The sequence below is a fragment of the Dolichospermum sp. DET69 genome, from assembly GCA_017355425.1.
Classification (GTDB): Bacteria; Cyanobacteriota; Cyanobacteriia; order Cyanobacteriales; family Nostocaceae; genus Dolichospermum.
In genome coordinates this window covers 3,942,080-3,963,748 of record CP070233.1, presented here as the reverse complement: position 1 = coordinate 3,963,748, position 21,669 = coordinate 3,942,080, and the positions used below count along the sequence as shown (strand labels likewise).

Below are 21,669 nucleotides of genomic sequence, written 5' to 3'. Positions count from 1 at the left end.
TCTCATCTAAGTGCATACCGCTATATGGTTGTTTAGCAGATGACCCAATTATTAGATATCCTCAAGTTGAACATGAAGAAAGAGAAGCAATAAAATGATTTACTGATAGAATTATTGCAGGAGGTTAGAAATTATTATGACAACACATCAACCAAGAGTAATTACAAATTATAATCTTTACGAACAAGATTTTTACCTATGGATAGAAACAACATCTAAACAATTAAAAGCAGGAAAATTTGCAGAAATTGATTTAGCAAATCTGATAGAAGAAATTGAAAGCATGGGAAGAAGTGAAAAACGGGAGTTAAAAAGCCGTTTAATTGTGCTACTAATGCACTTACTAAAATGGCAATATCAACCCGAAAAACGCAGTGAAAGCTGGCGTAGTACGATTACAGAACAACGTATTTGTATTGAATTATTATTAGAAGATAGTCCTAGTTTGCAACCTCTACTTATAGAAATATTTACAGATTGTTATGAAAAAGCTCGTTTAAAAGCATCTGAAGAAACAGGAATGAAATTAAATTTCTTTCCTAAAGAATCTCCTTTTACTTTAGAAGAAACCCTAAAAAATTCCTTTTTGAATAATTAAATTCTAGGTTCTACCGTTCCTCTTGTGATAAAACATTCTTTTAATGTATCCAAAACCGTTGCTGTACATGGGTTATTAAAATTCTCACAGAGATTTCTGATTTAAGCTGTATAAAATTTATATCACTAAACATATTTTGGTTATTTCACTTCCACCTACTTAGTCGGTTTTAACCGACTTTAGCTATTAGACAGGGAATTGATTCCCTGTCGGGTGTGGATTGTCCGTATGGTTCCGCGACTTCTAGGCTCCATTTATCGGTGACTCCTAAATTAACTTGTTTTCCGTACTAGGGAAGATGTCGTGTGAAGTTATCTATAAAATTATGTATGTCTAGATGAGATAGGAAATAGAGATTATGAAAGTTAATTTACAACTAGCATTAAATGATACTGGCATAGATGCCAATCAAACCAGCACTCAACGTCAATTAGCAATTTCCGTTTCTGCCAGTGGTGAAACCATAGATCGGACTGTACCATTAAATTTATGCTTAATACTTGATCATAGCGGTTCCATGACGGGGAAATCCCTGGAAACTGTGAAAACCGCTGCTAGTTTATTAGTAGATCGTCTAACTTCTGAAGATCGCCTCAGTATTGTAGTGTTTGATCACCGTGCCAAAGTTTTAATCCCCAATCAGTTAATTACAGACCGAGAACATATCAAAAAGCAAATTAAACAACTTACTGCTGATGGGGGAACTGCCATTGATGAGGGTTTACGTTTGGGAATAGAGGAATTAGCCAAAGGTAAACATGATACCGTTTCCCAAGCATTCTTACTCACAGATGGCGAAAATGAACATGGTGATAACGATCGCTGTTTAAAATTTGCCCAATTAGCAGCCAGTTATAATTTAACGCTGAATACATTGGGATTTGGTGACAATTGGAATGATAAAGTTTTAGAAAAAATTGCTGATGCTGGGATGGGAACGTTGTCTTATATTCAACACCCAGATCAGGCTGTATCGGAATTTGGGCGGTTGTTTAGTCGAATGCAAACAGTGGGATTGACTAACGCTCAACTATTATTATCCTTAATGCCAAATGTGCGGTTGGCAGAACTCAAACCCATAGCCCAAGTTTCCCCAGATACCATTGAATTACCAGTACAACCAGAAAGTGATGGACGGTTGGCTGTGAGATTAGGAGATTTAATGAAAGACGGGGAACGGGTAGTTTTAGTTAATATTTATGTGGGACAGTTGCCAGAAGGTAAACAGGCGATCGCTAATATTCAAGTTCGCTACGATGATCCTGCCCATAACCAAATCGGGTTATACTCCCCCAATCTACCAATTTATGCTCATGTCACCGGGGTCTACCAACCAGCACCAAATCCCCAGGTACAACAATCGGTTTTAGCTTTAGCCAAATATCGGCAAACCCAGTTAGCAGAAACGAGATTACAGCAAGGTGATCGGGCTGGGGCAGCCACGATGTTACAAACGGCGGCTAAAACAGCTTTACAAATGGGAGATACTAGTGCGGCAACGGTGTTACAAGTTTCCGCCACACGCTTACAAGCCGGGGAAGAGTTATCAGAAAGCGATCGCAAAAAAACCAGAATTGTCTCAAAAACTGTTTTGCAAGATGCTTCTCCTCAATGAAAGTTCAACTAACATCGGCTCTAAATGATACTAACGTTGATGCTGCCCAACAAAGTAATCAACGCCAACTCTCAATTTCCATTTCCGCAATTCCGTCTGAGTTTGAACAAAATTTGCCATTGAATCTGTGCTTGATTCTCGATCAAAGTGGTTCTATGTCCGGTGGACCCATGAATATCGTGATTCAAGCAGTTGAGCAATTATTGGATCAGTTAAAAGTTGGCGACCGCATTTCCGTGATCGGTTTTGCTGGCAAATCTGGAGTCATTATTCCCAACCAAATCGTCCAAAATATAGAAACCATCAAAACTCAGCTAAAAGCCAGGCTCAAGGCTGCTGGTGGCACTGTAATTGCTGAAGGTTTATCTTTGGGGATTACAGAATTACTCAAAGGCACAAAAGGGACTGTTTCCCAAGCCTTCCTCCTCACAGATGGACATGGGGATAATGGCTTACAAATTTGGAAATGGCAAATTGGACCAAATGACAATAAACGGTGTTTACAACTTGCCCAAAAAGCTGCCAAACTCAACCTGACAATTAACACCCTGGGTTTTGGTCATGACTGGAACCCAGACTTACTAGAAAAAATTGCTGATGCTGGAGGTGGGACTCTCGCTTATATTGAGAACCCCGAACAAGCCGTAACTCAATTTGCAAGGCTGTTTCGTCGGGTGCAATCAGTGGGGTTAACAAATGCCCACTTACTTCTATCTTTCATTCCCGCTGTGCGTCTAGCAGAACTTAAACCCATCGCCCAAGTTGCACCAGATACCATCGAACTACCAGTAGAAACCGATGCAAATGGGACTTTGGTAGTGCGGTTAGGGGATTTAATGAAAGATGCGGAACGGGTAGTTTTAGCGAATATTTATCTGGGACAATTACCAGAAGGGAAACAAGTCATTGGCCATGTCCAAATTCGCTATGATGATCCATCTCTGAATAAACAGGGATTACTTTCTCCGTTGATGCCAATATATGCTAATTTCACCAAGACCTATGGACCTGCTCTCAATGCTCAGGTGCTACAGTCAATTTTGGTATTAGCTAAATATCGCCAAACTCAATTAGCCGAAGCAAAATTAGAACAAGGCGATCGCATTGGGGCAGCAACCATGCTCCAAACTGCTGCTAACACCGCTTTACAAATCGGTGATACCAATGCAGCCACAGTGTTACAAATTTCGGCAACTCGCTTACAAGCCGGTGAAGAACTAACAGAAGCTGACCGCAAAAAGACGAGAATGGCATCAAAGACTGTTTTGAAAGCATAGCTGTAGGGTGGGTTGAAAAGCCTACCCTATAGATTTTTCAACAATTTTTGCGTAAGCGATCTGCTTGCAGCAGCGCTTCGCTATCGCTAAAAAACTACCAGAGATACCCGCCATATCATATTTTATTGAATTTGTACACACCTTATAGGCAGATGAATAGGAATAATATAAGGTTTAAAGTATTCATATATGGTAAACACCTGGTATATATAAAGGCTTGGCTCACAGCCAGGCCTTTTTTATGTTTAAAGTATTTAGGGTTTGCTGAATAAGTCTTTTCGTAAGGACTAGGAGTCACCGAGTCAGGAGTCACCGAGTCAGGAGGAATAAAGAGGAAGAAGCAGGAAGAAGAAGGAAGAAGGAAGAGAAGGTTGGACAATTAGTCCTCAAATTTACGCGGTTATTTTTGGTGAAAATGCAAGGGTTTTAAACATCTATTGTCAATAATCTTGCACTTGCTTGGTTATAAAACCCTGCAAACCTTTATCTATCAACTCTTTTGCTTTATTCAGCAAGCCCTATTTAGTAAAGTTTCATAGAAATAAATACTAACAATATTAATATGTATTGTTAATGTGATATATCATATTTAGAAAAATTTGTACACATCCTCTAGGAAGATGATCTGTTACCAGAGTAGCATTAAATTAATTGAGTACGTTGTTAAGCACAGCAATTATGGAGGTTTGGTTATAGCACCAAACCTTTTTTTTAGGATTGTTATAGATGGATACACTTGACAAGATTAAAAAATAGTTCAAATAATATTTACGGCTATAAAACTACAGTAAAACCAATATATTCTAAGTAACGAATCAAAAATATAATGTAGTTATTGTATCCTGTAATTAAAACTATACTAAATACATTAATCAGAGCTAAATGACTATGGGATGCCGACTGAGAATTTTGTTAACTGATGAGGAAAAATTAACACTAGAAGAGTTGAGAAAAGCCAAAGACGTTCCTCAACGCACTAAAGATCGCGCTCAAGTTTTGCTATTGAACGCTCGGGGATTAAAAAATGAGGAAATTGCTCAAGGTTTAAACTGGGCGATTTCTACAGTCCGTCAGACCCTACATCGTTGGGAAAAAATGGGTTTAGCAGGATTATGGGATGCTCCAGGTCGAGGAGGAAAACCCCGTTATTCAGAAGATGATTTACACTATTTAGAAAACTGTCTCCTAGAAGAACCTCAGACTTATAGCTCTAAACAACTAGCCAAAAAACTAGCATCTGAGCGACAAGTTCATTTAAGTGCTGACCGACTCCGCAGAGTTCTTAAAGCCAGGGGCAAGGTCATCAATACACAGAGAGGATAATTAACAACCGACCACTGACAACTGACAGCTAAGTATTTATTTCTAAAAATAGGATGTTTTAACGACAAGAAAGAGGGAAAAAACCACAAAAATCCTGAAATCTATATAAATTCATAGTTTCATCTATCCACTTAGGGCTACAACGCCTTAGAATGATTCATTGAAAAGTCGAATCAATGAGATTTACAGCGGTTTTGAGTGTAAATATTCTCAAAGAACGATTTTTGTATTTCTACAAACAGAGATTTAGGTAAGTGTGCTTTAATAGTGCATCTTTAAATAATCTCTGATAAAACTTTAGGAGTTTGATATGAACAAGGGCGAATTAGTTGATGCAGTAGCTGAAAAGGCTAACGTTACCAAGAAACAGGCTGACCAAGTTCTGAGCGCTGCCATAGAAACCATTGTTGAAGCGGTTTCTTCTGGTGATAAGGTAACATTGGTAGGATTTGGTTCTTTTGAATCACGGGAACGCAAAGCCCGTGAAGGACGCAACCCCAAAACCAACGAAAAAATGGAAATTCCCGCTACTAGAGTTCCTGCTTTCTCGGCTGGGAAACTGTTTAGAGAAAGAGTAGCACCTCCAAAAGAGCCAAAAGAGCCAAAAGAGTAAGTTCGGTTATAGGAAGGATATTTTTGATGCCACAACAAGCACACGGGGGAAACTTATCTTGGGCAGCAGCACTGGCTGGCTGTTCCCCTGATGCTATTGTGGATTTTTCTGCCAGTATCAGCCCCTTGGGACCACCAAACAGCGTTATTGCTGCGATTGTGTCCCAACTGGGTAATCTGATAAATTATCCTGACCCAGAGTATAGTGACTTGAGACTAGCTCTGAGTCGTTTTCATCAAATACCTGTGGAGTGGATTTTGCCAGGTAATGGTTCAGCAGAATTATTAACTCTAGTGGGTAGAGAATTAGCACAATTAACAGCAACAGTCTTGCTAACTCCAGCTTTTGGCGACTATTACCGCACTCTTGCGGTTGATAACGCTAGATTGCTGGAGTTTCCTGTAGATCTGTCCACAGGGAAGGAGAATATGGCTCTATTGCCAGATTTCAGCCTTGAAACTTCAGAATTTGGGTTACTGCTGAATAATCCACACAACCCGACAGGAAAATTATTTTCCCGGGAATCTGTTTTACCGTATTTAGAAAAATTTGCTTTGGTGGTTGTAGATGAAGCGTTTATGGATTTTTTGCCTCCAGAGGAGGAACAAAGTCTCATTGGGTTGGTGCAAGAATATGAGAATTTAGTGATTTTACGATCGCTCACCAAATTTTACAGTTTACCAGGGCTAAGATTGGGATATGCCATCGCTCACCCCCAGCGGTTGGCAAAGTGGAAATTATGGCGAGATCCCTGGCCTGTCAATACTTTAGCCGCAGCCGCAGCGATCGCCGCTCTCCAAGATACACAATTCCAAAACGACACCTGGAAATGGCTACCAGCGGCGAGAAATAAACTATTTCAAGGTCTAGAATCAATTCCCGGTTTAAGACCCCTAGAAGGCACTGTTAATTACCTATTGGTAGAATCTCAACAATCTGCTTCTCAGTTACAACAGCAACTACTTCAGCAACACCAGATTTTAATTCGTGATTGTTTAAGTTTTAAGGAATTAGGCGATCGCTATTTCCGCGTTGCAGTCCGCACTGAATCCGATAACCAACGCCTATTAACCGGTCTTAAAGAATTAAAAATTAAAAATTAAAAATTAAAAAAACAACTGACTGGGCGCAGGCCCTGCGCCCCTACTGACTAATGAGTAATATTGATTATGATATCATCGTTATTGGTGGCAGTATTACTGGATACCAAGCTGCTTTAATCGCTACTCAGCTACAGGCTAAAGTTGGTTTGATTGTTAGCGCAGATATTTCTCATAACTATAATTTAAATTATCAATATGTGCTAAGTGAAATTAATCAAATTCCCCAGCAATTTCGTAATTTAGCAAATTTAGGAATTTATGAAACAAATATTAACCTAAACATAGCACCTCTTAATTGGACAAAGGGATTGTCTTATGCAAATGCTGTATTAAAAAATCTTGATCAAATAAATTCTTTAGCTAATTTAACTGCCCAAGGTGTTGATATTATTGTTGATAATGGTCAATTTCAATCTGCTCCGAAATTAAGTTTTACAGTTAATGAAAGACGGTTATATAGTCGCACTTACTTACTCGCTAATGGTTCTAGTCCATTAATTCCCAAGATTCCGGGATTAGATACGATTGAATATCTGACTCTAACTAATATTTGGGCATCTTTAGAAAAAACAACATTACCAGAAAATTGGGTAATTATTGGTGGTATTCCTCAAAGTATAGAAATTGCTCAGATTTTAGCTAGATTTGGTTGTAAAGTCACATTAATAGTTAAATATTCCCATATTTTGCCTGATCTTGATCCAGAAATAGCCCAATTACTAACAGCACAATTAGAAGTTGATGGTGTGCGTGTTTTCACACAAACCCAAGTCACTCAAATCCGACAAATAGACCATAAAAAATGGGTGCAAGCCGGAAATTTAGCGATTGAAACTGATGAAATTTTGATTGCTACGGGACAAAAGCCAAATTTAGAATATCTGAATTTACCAGCAGTAGGAGTAAAACAGCATCAACACCGCTTGGTTGTCAATGAAAAATTGCAAACAACTAATCATCGTATTTATGCTTGTGGTGATGTCCTAGGCGGTTATGATATTCAGAATATTGGTAATTATGAAGCTAATATTGCCGTAGAAAATGCTTTATTTTTTCCCAGACTGAAAGTTAATTATCAATCTGTTCCTTGGGGAATATATTCTCAGCCAATGGTAGCCCAAGTTGGTTTAACAGAAATTCAAGCTAAAAACCAATATCCTCAAAATCAAGTTTTAGTTTTAAAGCAATATTTTAAAACAGCTACAGCCGCACAAATACACGGAGAAATTACAGGTGTTTGTAAATTAATAGTTTTAGAAAATGGCAAAATTTTAGGCTGTTCTATATTAGGAATAGAAGCAGGATACTTAATTAATTTAATTAGTTTAGCAATATCACAAAATATTAAAGTTCAGCATTTAGCTAAATTGTCGCCTATTTATCCCAGCTTTTCCGAAATTCTTAGAGAAACAGCGCGAGAATGGAATAGACACAGAATTAATAAAAATCATGTTTTACAAGAATTATTACTAAGTTTCTTTAATTATCGTCGTGATTGGAATTTATAGCCAATGGATAAGCATCTCATTCGGGAATTATCAAAGTTTTTAAATCCATATCCCGAACGTTGTATCAGCCATTCTATTAGACAGGGAATCAATTCCCTGTCTAATAGCTAAAGTCGGTTAAAACCGACTAATTGTTTTGTTATGATCTGGCAAATTTATTTATTAGTTTTTTTGAATTGTTATTTAAATCTTTTTCTCATCTTAAGTTTATATGCTTGCATGATATCTCTTTATAAGAATCTATTTTTATATTATCTCGCGTTGATCCTACAATTCACCAATTAGAGAACTACACAAAAAAGATGAACTGCTTGCAGCAGCGCTTCGCTATCCATTGTGGGATGGGCATCTTGCCCGTCCTTGTATTATTAGCGGGCAAGATGCCCGACTACAAAAAATTTTGGGATATTTTTTTAATTGTAAGTCTCTTAGAGTAATTTGGTTGCACGATTACCAGGAGACATCTGGTAAAAATTAAACGTGCGTTTCCTAGAACCCTCGTAGAGATGTTCCATGGAACGTCTCTACATTCTTTTCTGGAGATGTCTAGTAATCGCGTCTGTTTTGAATAAAGCAGCAATCTCCTTTACTTTTTCTTGAGAGTGCTACTTGGTAAGCCAGAAGCTAACCCCACAAGAATATTATACTTATTGTGGGGTGGGCATCTTGCCTGCCCCTGTATTATATTTAATTGTGCCTACTTACTTAACTATGTAAATTCACTAGGAATTACCCAACTTTACTCAATTCCCACTTTTCCCAATCACTTATGCTTCCGTTGTCCTTTTTCTGTCAAAGAAACGCTACCAATTCCTTGTAAAATACCTCTACCCACTAAACCTAAACCCTTACCGATTACTTGAGTAAGCACGAAAACAATTCCAGTTCCTAAAAACCCTACTAACGATTGTATGCGTGGGGAAATAGCATCCCGAAATTCTAGTATTAATGTTACCCCTAGAGGAACACCAGAAAGTTGAGCTAATTCTTGATTACGAGGAGAATAAATTGATATTTTAGCAATTCCCCGAGGGGAAAAAATAAATAATTCATGACGACTTTCAAAAATTGTTTGCGCTTCAGTTATATATTGATATAATTGATATTTCCAAGATAAGTTATTTCTAAATTTCTCAATTTCCCTAGTGGAAATCATTTGCCGATCATAAAAATTTTGTTTAATGGTTTCTACATCTGCTAAATAATTTAATAAAGGTTGAATTACAGTATTAGCGATGTGAATAAATAAATTTTCTAAAATTACTAATGCTTGAGATTGAGCTTCTGTGCTACCAGCAGGGTAAGAGATATTATCAATACATAAATCTGTGAATAGTAGCAAATAAGATAACAATTCAAAAAATAAAGGGACTTTTTTGATTATTTCTGTTTGCGAATCTGTGGTTTTATCTAATAAAAATTTAACTATATTTATCTCTTGTTTATCTAAACTAATCTGGGAGTAATTACCAAAAAATTCTGTAATAGTAAATTGCCATAAATCCATTAAAATCTTATCTGTTAAATTAAATAGTTGATTTTTATCAAAATTAAAGGTATGAATTTCATCCAATTGCTGAGAAAATTTTTGGAGAATAATATAAAGTAACTCTCTTTTTTTATCTTCTCGAAGAATATCAATTTCTAAAGGTGTATTACTAATATTATTTAAAGCAAATTGCAGTTTAGTTGAACATAATGTCAACAATTCAGATTGCAGTTTTTGAGAACTCACTACAGGTGGTATATTGATCAATAGTTGTGAATCTGATTTGAAAACTACTTGACTACTAAGTATTTTTTTTGGTAACTTTTGTCTTTCTTCCTCGGTTGTTAATAAGTGATTAACAACCCAGCGAGCCGCTAAAAGTTCCCGTCGTTGTCCTGCTAAAATTGCTTTATTTAATAGAGTTTTTCCCGGTAATTTTAATTGTTCTGTGATTTGATAAAGAGCTTGATCAATATTGTTAATTCCTGAATTTTGTAAATTACTTCGCAATTTAACAAATGGTAAAGAAGAATTAATAATTACTGGATCTACAAACCAATAATAACCACCATTAGCTACTTCTTGAATTATGGGGACTAATTGAGAAATTGAGATACCTTTAGGACAATAACCATTTATCCCTATCGCTTTTGCACCAATGAGCAATTCTGGTTGAGGTTTGGAACTTAGAAGTAATACAGGTATGTGGGGATATAAAGCTTTTAGTTGTTTACAGAATTGTAACTCTAGCTGTTCATTATCTAATTCTAAGATGATTAATTTAATTTGCCGAGAATTTATTTCCGATAAAACCTGTAAAGCAGCAGTCTCTGTGGCAACATCTGCTATTACTTGTAAATTAGGAATAGCTTCGAGTGTTACCTTTAGTCCTAAACGGAAAATTGGATCTGGGTCAATTAATAAGAATTGTAAAAGGCGATCGCTCATTTTTACAAAATAGTAGATTACTGATTTTTTAGGCTATTTAAAATTTTGAATTCCTAATCATTGACACTTACTTCCTGACGATGACCATAAAAGTTAATAGTATATTCAGAAATCGTGATCCCTGTTTGTGCTTCTACTTGACGTAACAACTCTTCAGGTAATTCTATATGCACATCTAAAATTTGATTTGTATCCATACAGTTAACATGACTATGGGAATCACTGTTATTTCCATATAATCGCCCATCACCGTGTTCAATACACTCTATAATACTTTGGCTAGATAAAGCCTCTAGATTTTGATACACAGAAGTATGTCCAATTTCCTTACCTTCTTTATTAAGTCGATCATAAATCTCTCTGGCAGAAAGATGTTCCTGCGCTTGCCAAAGCAACTCCAATACAAAACGCCGTTGACGACTGACACGCATTCCCAACATTTGACACCTATCCAAAGCATCTTGTAACGAACGAATAGGTTTAGGAGAACTCGCTTGCTTGTACATATTTCAGCTTGTAAACTCTAGAAATTGGGGACAAATCAATTCAAAATACTCGCACAACAGGACTTACTTCTGCAAAATTCCAGAAAATTATTCTTAATCTAAAACAAACTCATCACAACTTTATCTTAAAGTTCCTCTAAATGTCTACCTAAAGGGGTTAAAAAACTGCTACTGTGGATTCTCAACACTGTTGAGTAAGTAAGTAGCTATCACAGTCCATGACAATCACAATCACCCTCAACAACGACTTTATTGATAGTTTAGATGTATCACCTGCCCTAACGGTGATTGAACCACTGCTGCAAGCCGGAAGCATTTCTTCCCATGAACAGCAACTACGTCTAGAAATTAATTATGAACTGGAAGAAAATGATCCGCGGGAACTATCGGAAATTCCAGAGGTAAGACTGTGGTTTGTGCGTCTTGATGCTAAGTATCCCTGGTTGCCATTTTTACTAGACTGGAAAGCGGGAGAATTAGCTAGGTATGCAGCGATGTTAGTACCTCATCAGTTTAGTGCTAAAGAAGGTATCCAATATAACCCCGAAGCTTTAGAAATATTTTTGATGCACAAAATTTTTGTTTTAAGTGATTGGCTACAAAGACAAAATATTGCTAGTCCGTCTCGACTTAAATCTTTGGCGCAAATTCTGGGTTATGAATTGGATGATGCTTTCTTTGAAATGATTGAAAAAACTAATTTGTAAGGGAACACCGGAACAGAAAGATAATACAGATGAAGGTTCTTTGATGATTTTGGATTTTGAATCTAACAATCTAAAATCCAAAATCCAAAATCCAAAATTAACACTCAGCCTCCCCAAATTTTTTCTAGGACTGTTTGGGGGAGAATGTCCGCTAACTTTCCAGTTGGTGAAGTAATAGCTAAGACTTTCTCGCTTGTAGGTAATAATTTTTCTGCGTCCGTAGAACTTAGCAAAGTAATTGTATATGTTTCTACTGCTATACCCAGTTGAAGAAGACTATTTTCCACAGATAACATTAAACTAGCACCACCAATGATAGCGGTTAATTTGCCAATATCATCCGGGGAAGTAACTTTAATATTGTGACAATGTTCTAAAAGCGATCGCACAAAAGCGTCATTATTGGCTTCTTTAATGACAACAACAGGTAAATCTGGTTGTTTTTCTTGACAAGCTGCAATGATTTGTTGCCAATTTTCTACAGGATAGGTTGTATCTACAGTAGTTCCCCCAGCATTGATGAGAATAAAACCTGTGTCATTTACTCCTAGACGTTTTTGTTCTCCTTGCGCCCATTCAATATCTAGTTTAGGCACATTTACGGTTAATGCTGGACAAGGAGTATCTATTTTTAAAGGTTTTAGTAAGTCATGGTACATTTTTGCCACATATTGGGATAGGTTAGGTGTAATGGGATTACTCAGAAACACCGCACCTTGTCCTTGGTAGCCAATACGTGTGCGGATTCCTGTTAACCACATTAGTAAACTCACTAACCAACTTTGTCCGACAATAATAGCGACATCATACTCCCGATCTCGGATCATGCCGACTAAGTTACCCCAATCAGCTAGACTATTACGATCTTTATAATCAAAGGTTAATACATCATGAACTGACTTGCTAACCCGGTAAGCAGCTTTTGACTGGGGTTCTACAATCACATCTATTTGCGCTTGCGGATAATAACGCTTTAGATCATCAAGGGTGGCAAAAAAAAGAATTTGGTTATCAACTGAACCAGGGACAAGGGCTACTACACGCATAATATTTATTAACGCTTATTGTTTTTTATTTTAGGAGAATATGGGGATTGAGAATTATCAATCAGGAGTTGAGAAATCAAGAGTTTTTGAATTTTGAATTTATTTAGTTGAAGATTAAGGAAAAGTTGTGCATTTACTAATTCCCGCAGCCGGAAGTGGCAAAAGAATGGGTGCTGATCGTAATAAACTTTTATTACAGGTACGTTCAAAACCCTTGATTGCCTGGACTTTGTTAGCAGCAGAAGCTGCAAGTTCTATTAGTTGGATAGGAATTGTTTCTCAACCTCGAGATTGGGATGACTTCAAGGCCATTATCGCTGACTTAAAGCTGAAAAAAACAATAGAATTAATTTCTGGTGGTTCTACCCGTCAGGAGTCAGTTTATAATGGTTTACAGGCATTGCCAAATAATGCAGCACAAGTATTGATTCATGATGGCGCTCGTTGTTTGGCAACACCAAATTTATTTAATGCTTGTTCAGAGGCAATTCTCAGTTGTTCTGGTTTAATTGCGGCTGTACCGGTGAAAGATACAATTAAAGTCGTTGATGAAAATGGCATAATTAAAAGTACACCAGAGCGTAAACAACTTTGGGCTGCCCAAACCCCTCAAGGGTTCGATGTCAAATTGTTAAAACAGTGCCATGCTGAAGGTGTGCGTCAAGGTTGGGAAGTGACTGATGATGCGGCTTTGTTTGAAAAATGCGGTATGGAAGTGAGAATAGTTCCCGGAGAGGAGACTAATTTGAAAATTACTACTCCTCAAGATTTAGCGATCGCAGAATTTATACTTAGTTATAGGGAATAGCTAATGACTAATGACTAATGACTAATGACCAATGACTAATAACTAATGCCCAAGAATATACCTATAGTCGGCAAAATAGAAGCGATTCTTTATTTAAAGGGTAAACCCTTATCTATCAGTGAAATTGCTGAATATGCGAAGTGTGATCGCTTCACAGCAGAAGAAGGAATTATCGAACTAATTGAGAATTATGCCCGTAGAGATACTGCTTTAGAAGTTGTAGAAACTGAAAATGGTTATAGTTTACAACTGCGGTCAGATTTCCATGATTTAGTCCAAGCTCTAATCCCCGTAGAATTCGGTGTGGGAGCTTTACGGACATTAGCAGCGATCGCCCTCCATAACCCCATATTGCAAAGTGAATTGATTAATTTACGGGGTTCAGGAGCTTATCAGCACGTTCAAGAATTAGTAGAATCTGGTTTTGTTCGCAAACGCCGAGAGAGTGATTCTCGCTCCTTTGCCCTACAAATAACCCCAAAATTTCATCAGTATTTTCAAATCGAACAACTACCCCAAATTTTGGCAATTCCAGAAAAGGAACAACAACTAGAACTAGAGTTGGAGGGATAAGTAGGGGCGTATTGCAATACGCCCCTTAAATTGACACTAATGAAGCTCTTGCTTTACCCCTACACATCTAGCTTTTTCATAAGCCTCTAAAAGTCCATGTTTTAATCGTGCTGAGTATAATTACCAATTATCCATTCCTTGTAGAAAATGCGCTAGTCTATAAATATGGTTTAGAGTAGAATTAGCAGTAAAGCTAATATAAATCGCCAATGGTGTTTGATCCTGATTTTTTACATGACGACTCCCCGCAACACCCTAATCAACTTCTGAATGATCACTTTGGGGATAACCCCAATCAATTACTTAAATATTTACAGCATCAATCTCCTGAAGTTTTAGCCCGTGTCGCCCAAGCTGTCAGCCCCGAAATTAAACAAATCATTTCCCAGAATGTCCAAGGACTAGTGGGAGTGGTACCGACAGAACATTTTAATGTGCAAATTACAACAGACCGGGATAATCTAGCGGGACTACTGGCATCAGCAATGATGACGGGTTATTTTCTCCGCCAAATGGAACAGAGGATGCAATTGGAACATTTGTCCAATCAATAGGAGTCACCGAGTCAGGAGTCAGGAGTTCATCAAGAACAAAAAACAAAGAACAAAAAAAAAGTTTCTTCCCCTCCCCTGTTCCCTGTTCCCTGTTCCCTTCTATTTAGGATAATTTCCGGAACGAACTTTAAAGAGTTGAGTTTTACCATTGCGGTTGACTTCTATTGCGAGAATGTCCCCAACGGTACTTGATTCAACTATCTTTTGGACTTGAGCAGAAATTTTAATTTGTTTACCATTAATCTTTTGAATCACGTCACCAGGAAGTAATCCTCCTATCTGTGCTGGGGATTTTTCCATGACTTTTCTGATGACAATTCCCACGTCTGGCTGAATGTTTAGTTTATCTTCCTCCTTCAGCCGCTGTTTTGTGGTTGTAGAAATGTCTATCATCTCAATTCCTAAAAAAGGATGAGCAACTTCTCCTGTGGTAAACAGTTCATTGGCTACACGAAAGGCGGTTTCAATGGGGATAGCAAAACCGAGTCCTTGAGCATCAGCACGGATAGCGGTATTCATACCAATAACTTGTCCTTGAGCATTTAAGAGTGGTCCGCCGGAATTGCCAGGGTTAATAGCTGCATCTGTTTGGATAAAACTCACGCGCTTATTAGGCACACCTACTTGAGCGCTAGTTCTATCTGTGGCACTGATAATGCCAATAGTGACAGTATTATCTAAGCCTAAAGGATTGCCAATAGCGATCGCCCATTGTCCAGGAATTAAATTTTGTGAATTACCTAACTTGACTATCGGCAAGTTATGGGCGGAAATTTTGACTGCGGCTATATCTGTCACCGTATCAATTCCTACTACCTTACCTTCAAAAGTTCGCCCATCTTTGAGGGTAACTTGAACCGTATCTGTATCTTCTACTACATGAGCATTAGTTAGTAACTTACCATCTTCTGTGAGAATAAATCCTGAACCTGTCCCCCGCTCAATTTTGTTTGAGGGCATTGATTGTCCATCTTCTTTGAAAAAATGACGAAACAAGGGATTTTTAAAAGCTTCAGTCATCGGATTTGATATTTTCCGAACTGCATTAATTCGCACGACAGCGGGACCAACTTTACCAACAGCAGTGGCGATAAAATTCACATTATCACCTCCAGGAGAGTTAAGTATGCCATTGACAGGTTGGGGAACCACAGATTCAGCAGGTAAAGTTATGGCAACATTTTTTAACTCTTGAAATGAAAGATTGTGTGTCCAAAAATAACGACTAGCAACTACACCACTACCTCCGCCAATTACAACCAAACCTAGATAAACAGCCAGTTGTTTCAAAGATACCTTCATAATTATTAAGAATAATGGCGCTCAAGGACAGATGGAAGCTTATCTCTTTAGTGTAGTCAAACAAACGTTCAGTGAACAGATCATTTGAGATATAAATATCAGAAATTCGTCAGCATATTCGGGGATCATATCTAGTTCTGAGATTTCATCATGAATTTACTCAAAATAGGTAGTAGAAAGATAGAGGAAAAACTTTATCCTATCTTTAACTATTCCCCACTAAAATCTAAAAATTAGCGGTTTCTGGACTTATTTACATGAAAATTTTCTATTTTTCACTAAGTTTTTTGAGTTTATTTAGCACTTTAGGGTTATTCTCCACACTTCTACAATCACAAAGCGTCAACGCTAGTCCAGGGAAATGCCCTATTCCCGTTTTAGCTCGCATTCAACGTCATCAAGTTAATAGTGGTGAAACTTTAGCAACTATAGCTAGTCGCTATAATCTAGCACCAGAAACAATTACTGGTATTAATCCATCTGTTAAGAATGGCGTGGTAAGTCCAGGAACAGAACTACAAATTCTCCCTTTCAATGGAATTGTTGTAGAAGTCCCTCCTAATCAAAGCTGGCGACAACTCGCATCTAAGTATAAAGTCCGTCCAGATACTGTATTTGAAATTAATGGTTGTCAGAAAAAGCCTAAATTTGTCTTTTTACCCGTACTTCCAGGGGTAGCTACCACTCCTGGGACAATTGCTACCGCACCTAGTAACCCCGCTGGAAAAATTACTGGTTATCCTTTGCCAAGTAGTACAGATGTGGCATTAACTTATGGTTGGCAAATTCACCCAATCACAGGAGACGTTTTTTTTCATAGTGGCGTAGATTTGTTAGCACCGGTGAATACTCCTGTCCAAGCGATCGCGCCTGGAATCGTCGTATTTGCTAAAGATCAGGGTAGTTATGGCAAATTAGTGATTATTAACCACGCAGATGGCTTACAAAGCCGTTACGCCCAACTTGACAGCATCAAAGTTACTCTCGGTCAAAGAGTCAATAAAGGCGATATTTTGGGAGCCGTTGGAACTAGCGGACAACCAACTTCCACTCAACCCCACCTTCATTTTGAAATGCGTTCTAATGCGCCTCTTGGTTGGCAAGCAAAAGATCCAAAAGGGTTTTTAAGCAATTAAAAATAGTGATTATACCGATTTTATGTAAGGCTGGACAGAATCATGAAAAAATGAACTTCTTGCAGCAGCACTAGTTCTACGCTATCCAATCTTGTGGGATGGGCATCTTGCCCGTCCTTGTATTATTAGCAGGCAAGATGCCTGCACTACAAAAAAATTTGGGATATTTTTTTATTTGGAAGTCTCTTAGTAGAGTTGAAACCAAGCAACACCTATGGGAATTATGGCATCAATGCCAACCTCTTTAGCCGAAAAGCTGTAAACAGAACCATTCCCAAGGTTTTGCCTTTTTATTTTGTTAATGTCAATCTCAAACTTAGTATTAGGAGCAACTGGTTCTGTGAAAACTATTAGTATAGTTTTTCCAGTGACAGATACATTAGTGTTAATTTTCTGCTCATTCTCATTCACAACATTGATATCTTTAATGTCATTATTCAAAGTTACATCGTCTGGAACTTTGATAAGCAGTTGGGTAACAGGTTTGCTGTTTTGGGGAATGTGCAACCGGAAAGTATGTCGAAAAGTTCCCCCAATTCCCCAGCGTGTGGGAGGAAATTGTGAATTACTATCAATATGGGGAACCATCCCATCATTAGTTCTAGAGCTTGCATGGCTAGGAGAGATCAAAGATGCAGTAGTCAGAGTCAATGCAATTGTGTAAATCAGTAGCTTATTCATATTTACTTCCAAAATGATTAAATTATCTAAAGAAGTCCGTTTCCCTATTTATTAGTTTGATAGTTCACTAATACAGCAACAAAACAATTCATAAAATTGAGAGATCAACAAAGCAAATAGAGTAAACTACTGCGCTAAATACAACATTAGGTTAAGAAGATGAAATTAGGATGAAATCTAGTAGAACAAAAAAAAGATCCCCGACTTCTTCAAGAAATCGGGGATCTATCTCATAAAATTCAGTGATTTACTTAGGGCTTGCTGACAGAAAGTAAAAGCATTGATAGATAAAGGTTTACAGGGTTTTACACGCAAAAAAGGGCAAGATTATTAACAATAGATGTTTAAAACCCTTGCATTTTAACTAAAAATAACCGCGTAAATTCGAGAGCTAATTGCCCAACTCTTCTCTTCCTTCTTCCTTCGTGTCCTATCTCTATAGCTCCTGCGTCGCCACGCAAGCTATCGAGACGCTCCGCGAACGCTTCTGTATCCCTCCGATCCCGTGAGGAATACGTGGTTTATTAACTAATTGCTCCTGTAGGGGCGTATTGCAATACGCCCCTACTTCACGAAAAGACTTTTATGACTTACGCCACGCTACGCTATCAGCAAGCCCTACTTATTAAAACTAAAACGACCGTCTACTTTTTTGCCCTCAACATCTACAAGCATTTTCACTTGATACTGACCTGAAGCTTTTTCTGGGAGCAAAACTGTGTAATGTTTACCTTCTTTATCATAGGTAAGATTTAAAGTTTTTTGGCTACCATTGGAATTTATAATTCAAGCGAGGTATAATTTAGAAATTTACAATAAAATTCCCATGGTACAGCAACAAGACTGGAGTAATTTTTCCTTGCAACGTCCTAACTATTTTCCAGGACAGTATCTCCTGGATGAGGACTTCGAGTTAGCACATAAATATCTAAGCGATCGCCAGCGTTATGTCAATAGCAAACTGCATTTAGCCGGAATTGTCGAAGGGCTAGAAGTAGAAGCAATGGCAGGTGAAGCTGCGATTACTATCAAATCTGGGACAGCAATTGATGGTGAAGGTAATCTGATTATCCTAGGGTCAGAAAAAAGCAATCTCAAAATTAACTCACCATGCTGGGTGTGTCTGAGATATCATCAAGAACCAAAAGTATTACAGCAACCGGAAATTCCCGATAGTTTCACCCGCTTTGCAGAAGAACCCATACTTGCATTGGAAGCGATTGAGACGAAAGATGCTAAAACGATTACTTTAGCTAGGCTCACCCTAGAAAACGGACAAGTAAAAGTAGATAACAGTGTCCGTCAATATTCGGGAGCGCGGTTGCCCAGTGGACAAGGTGAAGAGATTACCCTCAGAAGTGACGGTAAATCTTTAGCAATCACAGGGGATTTGACTGTATCCGGTAGATTAAAATTGGGCAGTTCAGAAATTATTGCTGTATCTGAAACTATTGCCACAGAAAGCGATCGCATCAATGTCATTCCTTCAGAAATAGCCGTCAAAAAACATATAGAAGCAAAAATTAAGGAGAGACTAGCAACTTTAAATGCCCCCACTCAGGAAAAACCGACAATTTCCCTCTCTAGCAAACCAGATGGGCTTTATGGTTGGTCAACCGAAGGTGGTAAAGCAGCAGATAGTTCATCTGTCATCAAGTTGATATCCTATTGCGCCGGAGTTGCTACCCCGCGACTCACTATCGAACGTGATACAGGTAATGTTGGCATCGGGACAACTACTCCAGGAAGAAAACTCGATGTTAACGGTGCAATTCGGGCTTTACATCTACAGTCTACAAACCCGATGCAACACCGGATGTATCCGAAGAATCCCATTGTTTATCAAAATATTTTTGATGCCAGAGATGCCAACGTAATTGCTAGACACGGTGTCCTCAAAACACCCCTCAGCGATGCTGAAACAAGGCATACAAGTAGCAACCTCTGGAACGACCGTCCACTGATTTTCTATGGTGGCGTAGAGGAAGATGATGCAGGGGCAGTTGTCACAGTTCCCGAAGGGTACGATACTCTCTGGATCAGAACAACCGGTGATCGTTGGAACGTCGTCAAAGCCCAATTCCTAGATGGATACAAAGAAAACTTAGGACGCTGGGCAGGTGGAAGGAGAGAAGGTAATTGCTACTGTCCCGATGGTTCTCTCGCTGATAGCCATAGCAATAGACACCAATGGCAACCTATTCCAGTCGGGAGATCCGGGAAAGTAACCTTGATTTCTAAGCAAGGTTCTGATTTATGGTTATCTGGATTGGCATTCAGTAAAAACCCTTGGTCTCACGCTACTCAATCAGCACTTGGATATCACTGGAAAGTCAATGGGGGTGATGCCACAAATTGGGAAAAAGACGGTGACTCTTGGAATGGGGATAACTATACAAAGATTTCTGAAAAAACCAGTTTAGAATTGCTGGTTCCAGTCGTATGGTCTGGACGGGACAAGTTACTCTATATGGTTGAGCATAATAGCAACTGGAATGGTTGTACGCACAGTGGTATTACTGTCAATGGTCAGCCCATTGAAAGATTCCTCTCCACTTACGATAATCCCTTCGCCCGCCATTGGAATAGTAAATTATATAACCGCTATATCGCTGCGTACATTCCGGCTGATTTAATTCCCAAACCCAGACCTGATGTTATCCCCTACCTCAAGGTCAAAATTGATATGAGCAAGCAAAACACTGGACTTAATTTCCGGGAAATGGGTACTCATGATTTGGAAATTCCCTATAGTTTCTAATGGCAATCAAAACCTTTAACTAGCAAGTGAGATCGCAATGAGGGAACAACTGGAAAAACGCCTGCAAGCTCTAACCACAGAATACGAAGCAGGACAAAAAGCACTAGCTAATTTAGATTCCCAAAAGGCCAATCTCCGGGAAACATTACTCCGCATTAGTGGAGCAATTCAGGTCTTAGAAGAAGAGTTGGCTGTTGATAATAATCAAAATAATCACCAAGTAGACCAACTCTCCCCAAGCACCATAGAAGTTATTTCTGAAACTTAACTTCTTGATCATCATATATCTGTCTTTTTCCATAGGAATTCAATCATGTTGGACGACTTAGATAGCACCCTAAAACAATTACTAACTCACGAATTACCAGAATTGCAAAGGTCAACGGAAACAAATGTTGCCATTAGCTTTGATATGCCATTAGAAGGGTCTATCAAACAGAAACCGGCGATTAATCTTTTCCTCTATGATGTGCGAGAAAATCTGGAATTACGGAGTAGTGAATGGTCGGTGCAACGTCGTCAAAACGGTACAGCAATCAAAAAACGTCCTCCAGCTAGGATAGATTGTTCCTATTTGATTACCGTTTGGGCTAATGCCGATGATCCTCAACAAGAACATCACATCTTAGGGGAAGTAATGAAATTATTACTCCGCTATCGGACATTACCAGCAGCAATTCTCCAAGGCAGTTTGCAAGGACAAGAACCTCTACCAGTAGCAGTTGGTTTGCGTTCTAGCTACTTACAAAGTTTAGGGGAATTTTGGCAAGCAATTGGGGGAAAACCTAAAGCAGCACTCAACTATACGGTCACAATTGCCGTTCCAGTTGATGAAGAAACAGAAGAATTTCCTTTGGTGCTTGATAAACGAATTGAATTTATATAGGGGGTGCGGGAAAAACGAACCACTCTCCTTGCAAAAAGCAGGGAACAGAATTTTCCAATCTTCCCCTTAGAGGTTGTTTGATAGCGAAGCGTGGCGTTAGCCATAAAGTATTAGATGAAACCGATAATCTCCAGACACCTAACCCCCTTCCCTAACTCTCTCCTAAAAGAAGAGGGAAAAGGAAAAACTTTTTTTATTACTAGAATGGGGGTTTCAAAGCCTCTCCCCGCGTCGG

General features: G+C 38.4%; 20 protein-coding genes. 15 read left to right on the top strand and 5 right to left on the bottom strand.

Translation table 11 applies throughout. The annotated features are described in order from the left end of the window. Window positions 1-136: 136 nt before the first annotated feature. From EZY12_18085 to EZY12_18055, 7 genes are all read left to right on the top strand, one after another. A complete protein-coding gene (locus tag EZY12_18085) occupies window positions 137-598 on the top strand; it encodes a DUF29 domain-containing protein (GenBank protein ID QSX66683.1) in 462 nt (153 codons plus the stop codon). A gap of 358 nt (window positions 599-956) precedes the next feature. Further along, entirely contained in the window at window positions 957-2,213 is a 1,257-nt protein-coding gene (locus EZY12_18080) for a VWA domain-containing protein (GenBank protein QSX66682.1), read from the top strand. Beyond that, the gene (locus EZY12_18075; protein QSX66681.1) at window positions 2,210-3,490 is read left to right on the top strand and encodes a VWA domain-containing protein; all 1,281 of its coding nucleotides are present in this window, start codon (window positions 2,210-2,212) and stop codon (window positions 3,488-3,490) included. Before EZY12_18080 ends, EZY12_18075 begins: the two co-directional genes overlap by 4 nt. Before the next feature lie 882 nt (window positions 3,491-4,372). After that, on the top strand, window positions 4,373-4,813 hold the full coding sequence (locus EZY12_18070) for a helix-turn-helix domain-containing protein (GenBank protein QSX66680.1): 441 nt from the start codon (window positions 4,373-4,375) through the stop codon (window positions 4,811-4,813). A gap of 310 nt (window positions 4,814-5,123) precedes the next feature. Next, a complete protein-coding gene (locus tag EZY12_18065; protein QSX66679.1) occupies window positions 5,124-5,426 on the top strand; it encodes an HU family DNA-binding protein in 303 nt (100 codons plus the stop codon). Window positions 5,427-5,452: 26 nt separating this feature from the next. After that, window positions 5,453-6,529: a threonine-phosphate decarboxylase gene (locus tag EZY12_18060; protein QSX66678.1), complete on the top strand. Its 1,077-nt coding sequence runs from the start codon at window positions 5,453-5,455 to the stop codon at window positions 6,527-6,529. 50 nt (window positions 6,530-6,579) lie between these two features. Then, window positions 6,580-8,037, top strand: a complete 1,458-nt coding sequence (locus EZY12_18055; protein ID QSX66677.1) for an NAD(P)/FAD-dependent oxidoreductase — start codon at window positions 6,580-6,582, stop codon at window positions 8,035-8,037. Window positions 8,038-8,800: 763 nt separating this feature from the next. Here EZY12_18055 and EZY12_18050 read toward each other — a convergent pair. Both EZY12_18050 and EZY12_18045 read right to left on the bottom strand, forming a co-directional pair. Next, window positions 8,801-10,474 carry a DUF3685 domain-containing protein gene (locus tag EZY12_18050; protein ID QSX66676.1) on the bottom strand — a complete coding sequence of 558 codons (1,674 nt, stop codon included), beginning with the start codon at window positions 10,472-10,474 and terminating at the stop codon, window positions 8,801-8,803. A gap of 53 nt (window positions 10,475-10,527) precedes the next feature. Then, on the bottom strand, window positions 10,528-10,980 hold the full coding sequence (locus tag EZY12_18045; protein QSX66675.1) for a transcriptional repressor: 453 nt from the start codon (window positions 10,978-10,980) through the stop codon (window positions 10,528-10,530). A 218-nt stretch (window positions 10,981-11,198) separates the two neighbouring features. Between EZY12_18045 and EZY12_18040 the strand changes: the two genes are divergently transcribed. Continuing rightward, on the top strand, window positions 11,199-11,687 hold the full coding sequence (locus tag EZY12_18040; protein QSX66674.1) for a CRR6 family NdhI maturation factor: 489 nt from the start codon (window positions 11,199-11,201) through the stop codon (window positions 11,685-11,687). 104 nt (window positions 11,688-11,791) lie between these two features. Here the strand turns inward: EZY12_18040 and EZY12_18035 are convergent, their stop codons facing one another. Then, complete coding sequence (locus tag EZY12_18035) at window positions 11,792-12,733, bottom strand: glycosyltransferase family 9 protein (GenBank protein ID QSX66673.1); 942 nt, start codon at window positions 12,731-12,733, stop codon at window positions 11,792-11,794. A 127-nt stretch (window positions 12,734-12,860) separates the two neighbouring features. On the opposite strand from EZY12_18035, the gene EZY12_18030 reads away from it, so the two are divergent. The 3 genes from EZY12_18030 to EZY12_18020 all read left to right on the top strand — a co-directional run bounded on the left by EZY12_18030 (window position 12,861) and on the right by EZY12_18020 (window position 14,668). Further along, window positions 12,861-13,541 (top strand): 2-C-methyl-D-erythritol 4-phosphate cytidylyltransferase, encoded by a 681-nt coding sequence (locus EZY12_18030; GenBank protein ID QSX66672.1) that lies wholly within the window; start codon window positions 12,861-12,863, stop codon window positions 13,539-13,541. Window positions 13,542-13,586: 45 nt separating this feature from the next. Beyond that, the gene (gene scpB / locus EZY12_18025; GenBank protein ID QSX66671.1) at window positions 13,587-14,114 is read left to right on the top strand and encodes an SMC-Scp complex subunit ScpB; all 528 of its coding nucleotides are present in this window, start codon (window positions 13,587-13,589) and stop codon (window positions 14,112-14,114) included. A gap of 209 nt (window positions 14,115-14,323) precedes the next feature. Beyond that, window positions 14,324-14,668 carry a DUF760 domain-containing protein gene (locus EZY12_18020; GenBank protein ID QSX66670.1) on the top strand — a complete coding sequence of 115 codons (345 nt, stop codon included), beginning with the start codon at window positions 14,324-14,326 and terminating at the stop codon, window positions 14,666-14,668. Window positions 14,669-14,767: 99 nt separating this feature from the next. On the opposite strand, the gene EZY12_18015 is transcribed toward EZY12_18020, so the two are convergent. Next, a complete protein-coding gene (locus tag EZY12_18015; GenBank protein QSX66669.1) occupies window positions 14,768-15,970 on the bottom strand; it encodes a trypsin-like peptidase domain-containing protein in 1,203 nt (400 codons plus the stop codon). A 257-nt stretch (window positions 15,971-16,227) separates the two neighbouring features. Here EZY12_18015 and EZY12_18010 point away from each other — a divergent pair, with 257 nt between their 5' ends. Then, entirely contained in the window at window positions 16,228-17,106 is an 879-nt protein-coding gene (locus tag EZY12_18010) for a M23 family metallopeptidase (protein ID QSX66668.1), read from the top strand. 186 nt (window positions 17,107-17,292) lie between these two features. Here the strand turns inward: EZY12_18010 and EZY12_18005 are convergent, their stop codons facing one another. Next, complete coding sequence (locus EZY12_18005; GenBank protein QSX66667.1) at window positions 17,293-17,787, bottom strand: DUF2808 domain-containing protein; 495 nt, start codon at window positions 17,785-17,787, stop codon at window positions 17,293-17,295. Between the two features lie 826 nt (window positions 17,788-18,613). Here EZY12_18005 and EZY12_18000 point away from each other — a divergent pair. Genes EZY12_18000 through EZY12_17990 form a run of 3 tightly spaced genes read left to right on the top strand, consistent with a single transcriptional unit; the run spans window position 18,614 to window position 21,434 of the window. Beyond that, window positions 18,614-20,548, top strand: coding sequence for a hypothetical protein (locus EZY12_18000; GenBank protein ID QSX66666.1), 1,935 nt, complete (start codon window positions 18,614-18,616; stop codon window positions 20,546-20,548). Window positions 20,549-20,585: 37 nt separating this feature from the next. Then, complete coding sequence (locus EZY12_17995; GenBank protein QSX66665.1) at window positions 20,586-20,816, top strand: hypothetical protein; 231 nt, start codon at window positions 20,586-20,588, stop codon at window positions 20,814-20,816. A 45-nt stretch (window positions 20,817-20,861) separates the two neighbouring features. Continuing rightward, entirely contained in the window at window positions 20,862-21,434 is a 573-nt protein-coding gene (locus EZY12_17990; GenBank protein QSX66664.1) for a DUF4255 domain-containing protein, read from the top strand. Window positions 21,435-21,669: the final 235 nt, after the last annotated feature.

Bases quoted from the DNA above. Each gene is read 5' to 3' on its own strand.
- EZY12_17995 (QSX66665.1), top strand. From the start codon at position 20,586: ATGAGGGAACAACTGGAAAAACGCCTGCAAGCTCTAACCACAGAATAC.
- EZY12_18040 (QSX66674.1), top strand. From the start codon at position 11,199: ATGACAATCACAATCACCCTCAACAACGACTTTATTGATAGTTTAGAT.
- EZY12_18055 (QSX66677.1), top strand. From the start codon at position 6,580: ATGAGTAATATTGATTATGATATCATCGTTATTGGTGGCAGTATTACT.
- EZY12_18015 (QSX66669.1), bottom strand. From the start codon at position 15,970: ATGAAGGTATCTTTGAAACAACTGGCTGTTTATCTAGGTTTGGTTGTA.
- EZY12_18080 (QSX66682.1), top strand. From the start codon at position 957: ATGAAAGTTAATTTACAACTAGCATTAAATGATACTGGCATAGATGCC.
- EZY12_18045 (QSX66675.1), bottom strand. From the start codon at position 10,980: ATGTACAAGCAAGCGAGTTCTCCTAAACCTATTCGTTCGTTACAAGAT.
- EZY12_18005 (QSX66667.1), bottom strand. From the start codon at position 17,787: ATGAATAAGCTACTGATTTACACAATTGCATTGACTCTGACTACTGCA.
- EZY12_18050 (QSX66676.1), bottom strand. From the start codon at position 10,474: ATGAGCGATCGCCTTTTACAATTCTTATTAATTGACCCAGATCCAATT.
- EZY12_18070 (QSX66680.1), top strand. From the start codon at position 4,373: ATGACTATGGGATGCCGACTGAGAATTTTGTTAACTGATGAGGAAAAA.
- EZY12_18020 (QSX66670.1), top strand. From the start codon at position 14,324: ATGGTGTTTGATCCTGATTTTTTACATGACGACTCCCCGCAACACCCT.
- EZY12_17990 (QSX66664.1), top strand. From the start codon at position 20,862: ATGTTGGACGACTTAGATAGCACCCTAAAACAATTACTAACTCACGAA.
- scpB (QSX66671.1), top strand. From the start codon at position 13,587: ATGCCCAAGAATATACCTATAGTCGGCAAAATAGAAGCGATTCTTTAT.
- EZY12_18000 (QSX66666.1), top strand. From the start codon at position 18,614: ATGGTACAGCAACAAGACTGGAGTAATTTTTCCTTGCAACGTCCTAAC.
- EZY12_18060 (QSX66678.1), top strand. From the start codon at position 5,453: ATGCCACAACAAGCACACGGGGGAAACTTATCTTGGGCAGCAGCACTG.
- EZY12_18085 (QSX66683.1), top strand. From the start codon at position 137: ATGACAACACATCAACCAAGAGTAATTACAAATTATAATCTTTACGAA.
- EZY12_18035 (QSX66673.1), bottom strand. From the start codon at position 12,733: ATGCGTGTAGTAGCCCTTGTCCCTGGTTCAGTTGATAACCAAATTCTT.
- EZY12_18010 (QSX66668.1), top strand. From the start codon at position 16,228: ATGAAAATTTTCTATTTTTCACTAAGTTTTTTGAGTTTATTTAGCACT.
- EZY12_18075 (QSX66681.1), top strand. From the start codon at position 2,210: ATGAAAGTTCAACTAACATCGGCTCTAAATGATACTAACGTTGATGCT.
- EZY12_18065 (QSX66679.1), top strand. From the start codon at position 5,124: ATGAACAAGGGCGAATTAGTTGATGCAGTAGCTGAAAAGGCTAACGTT.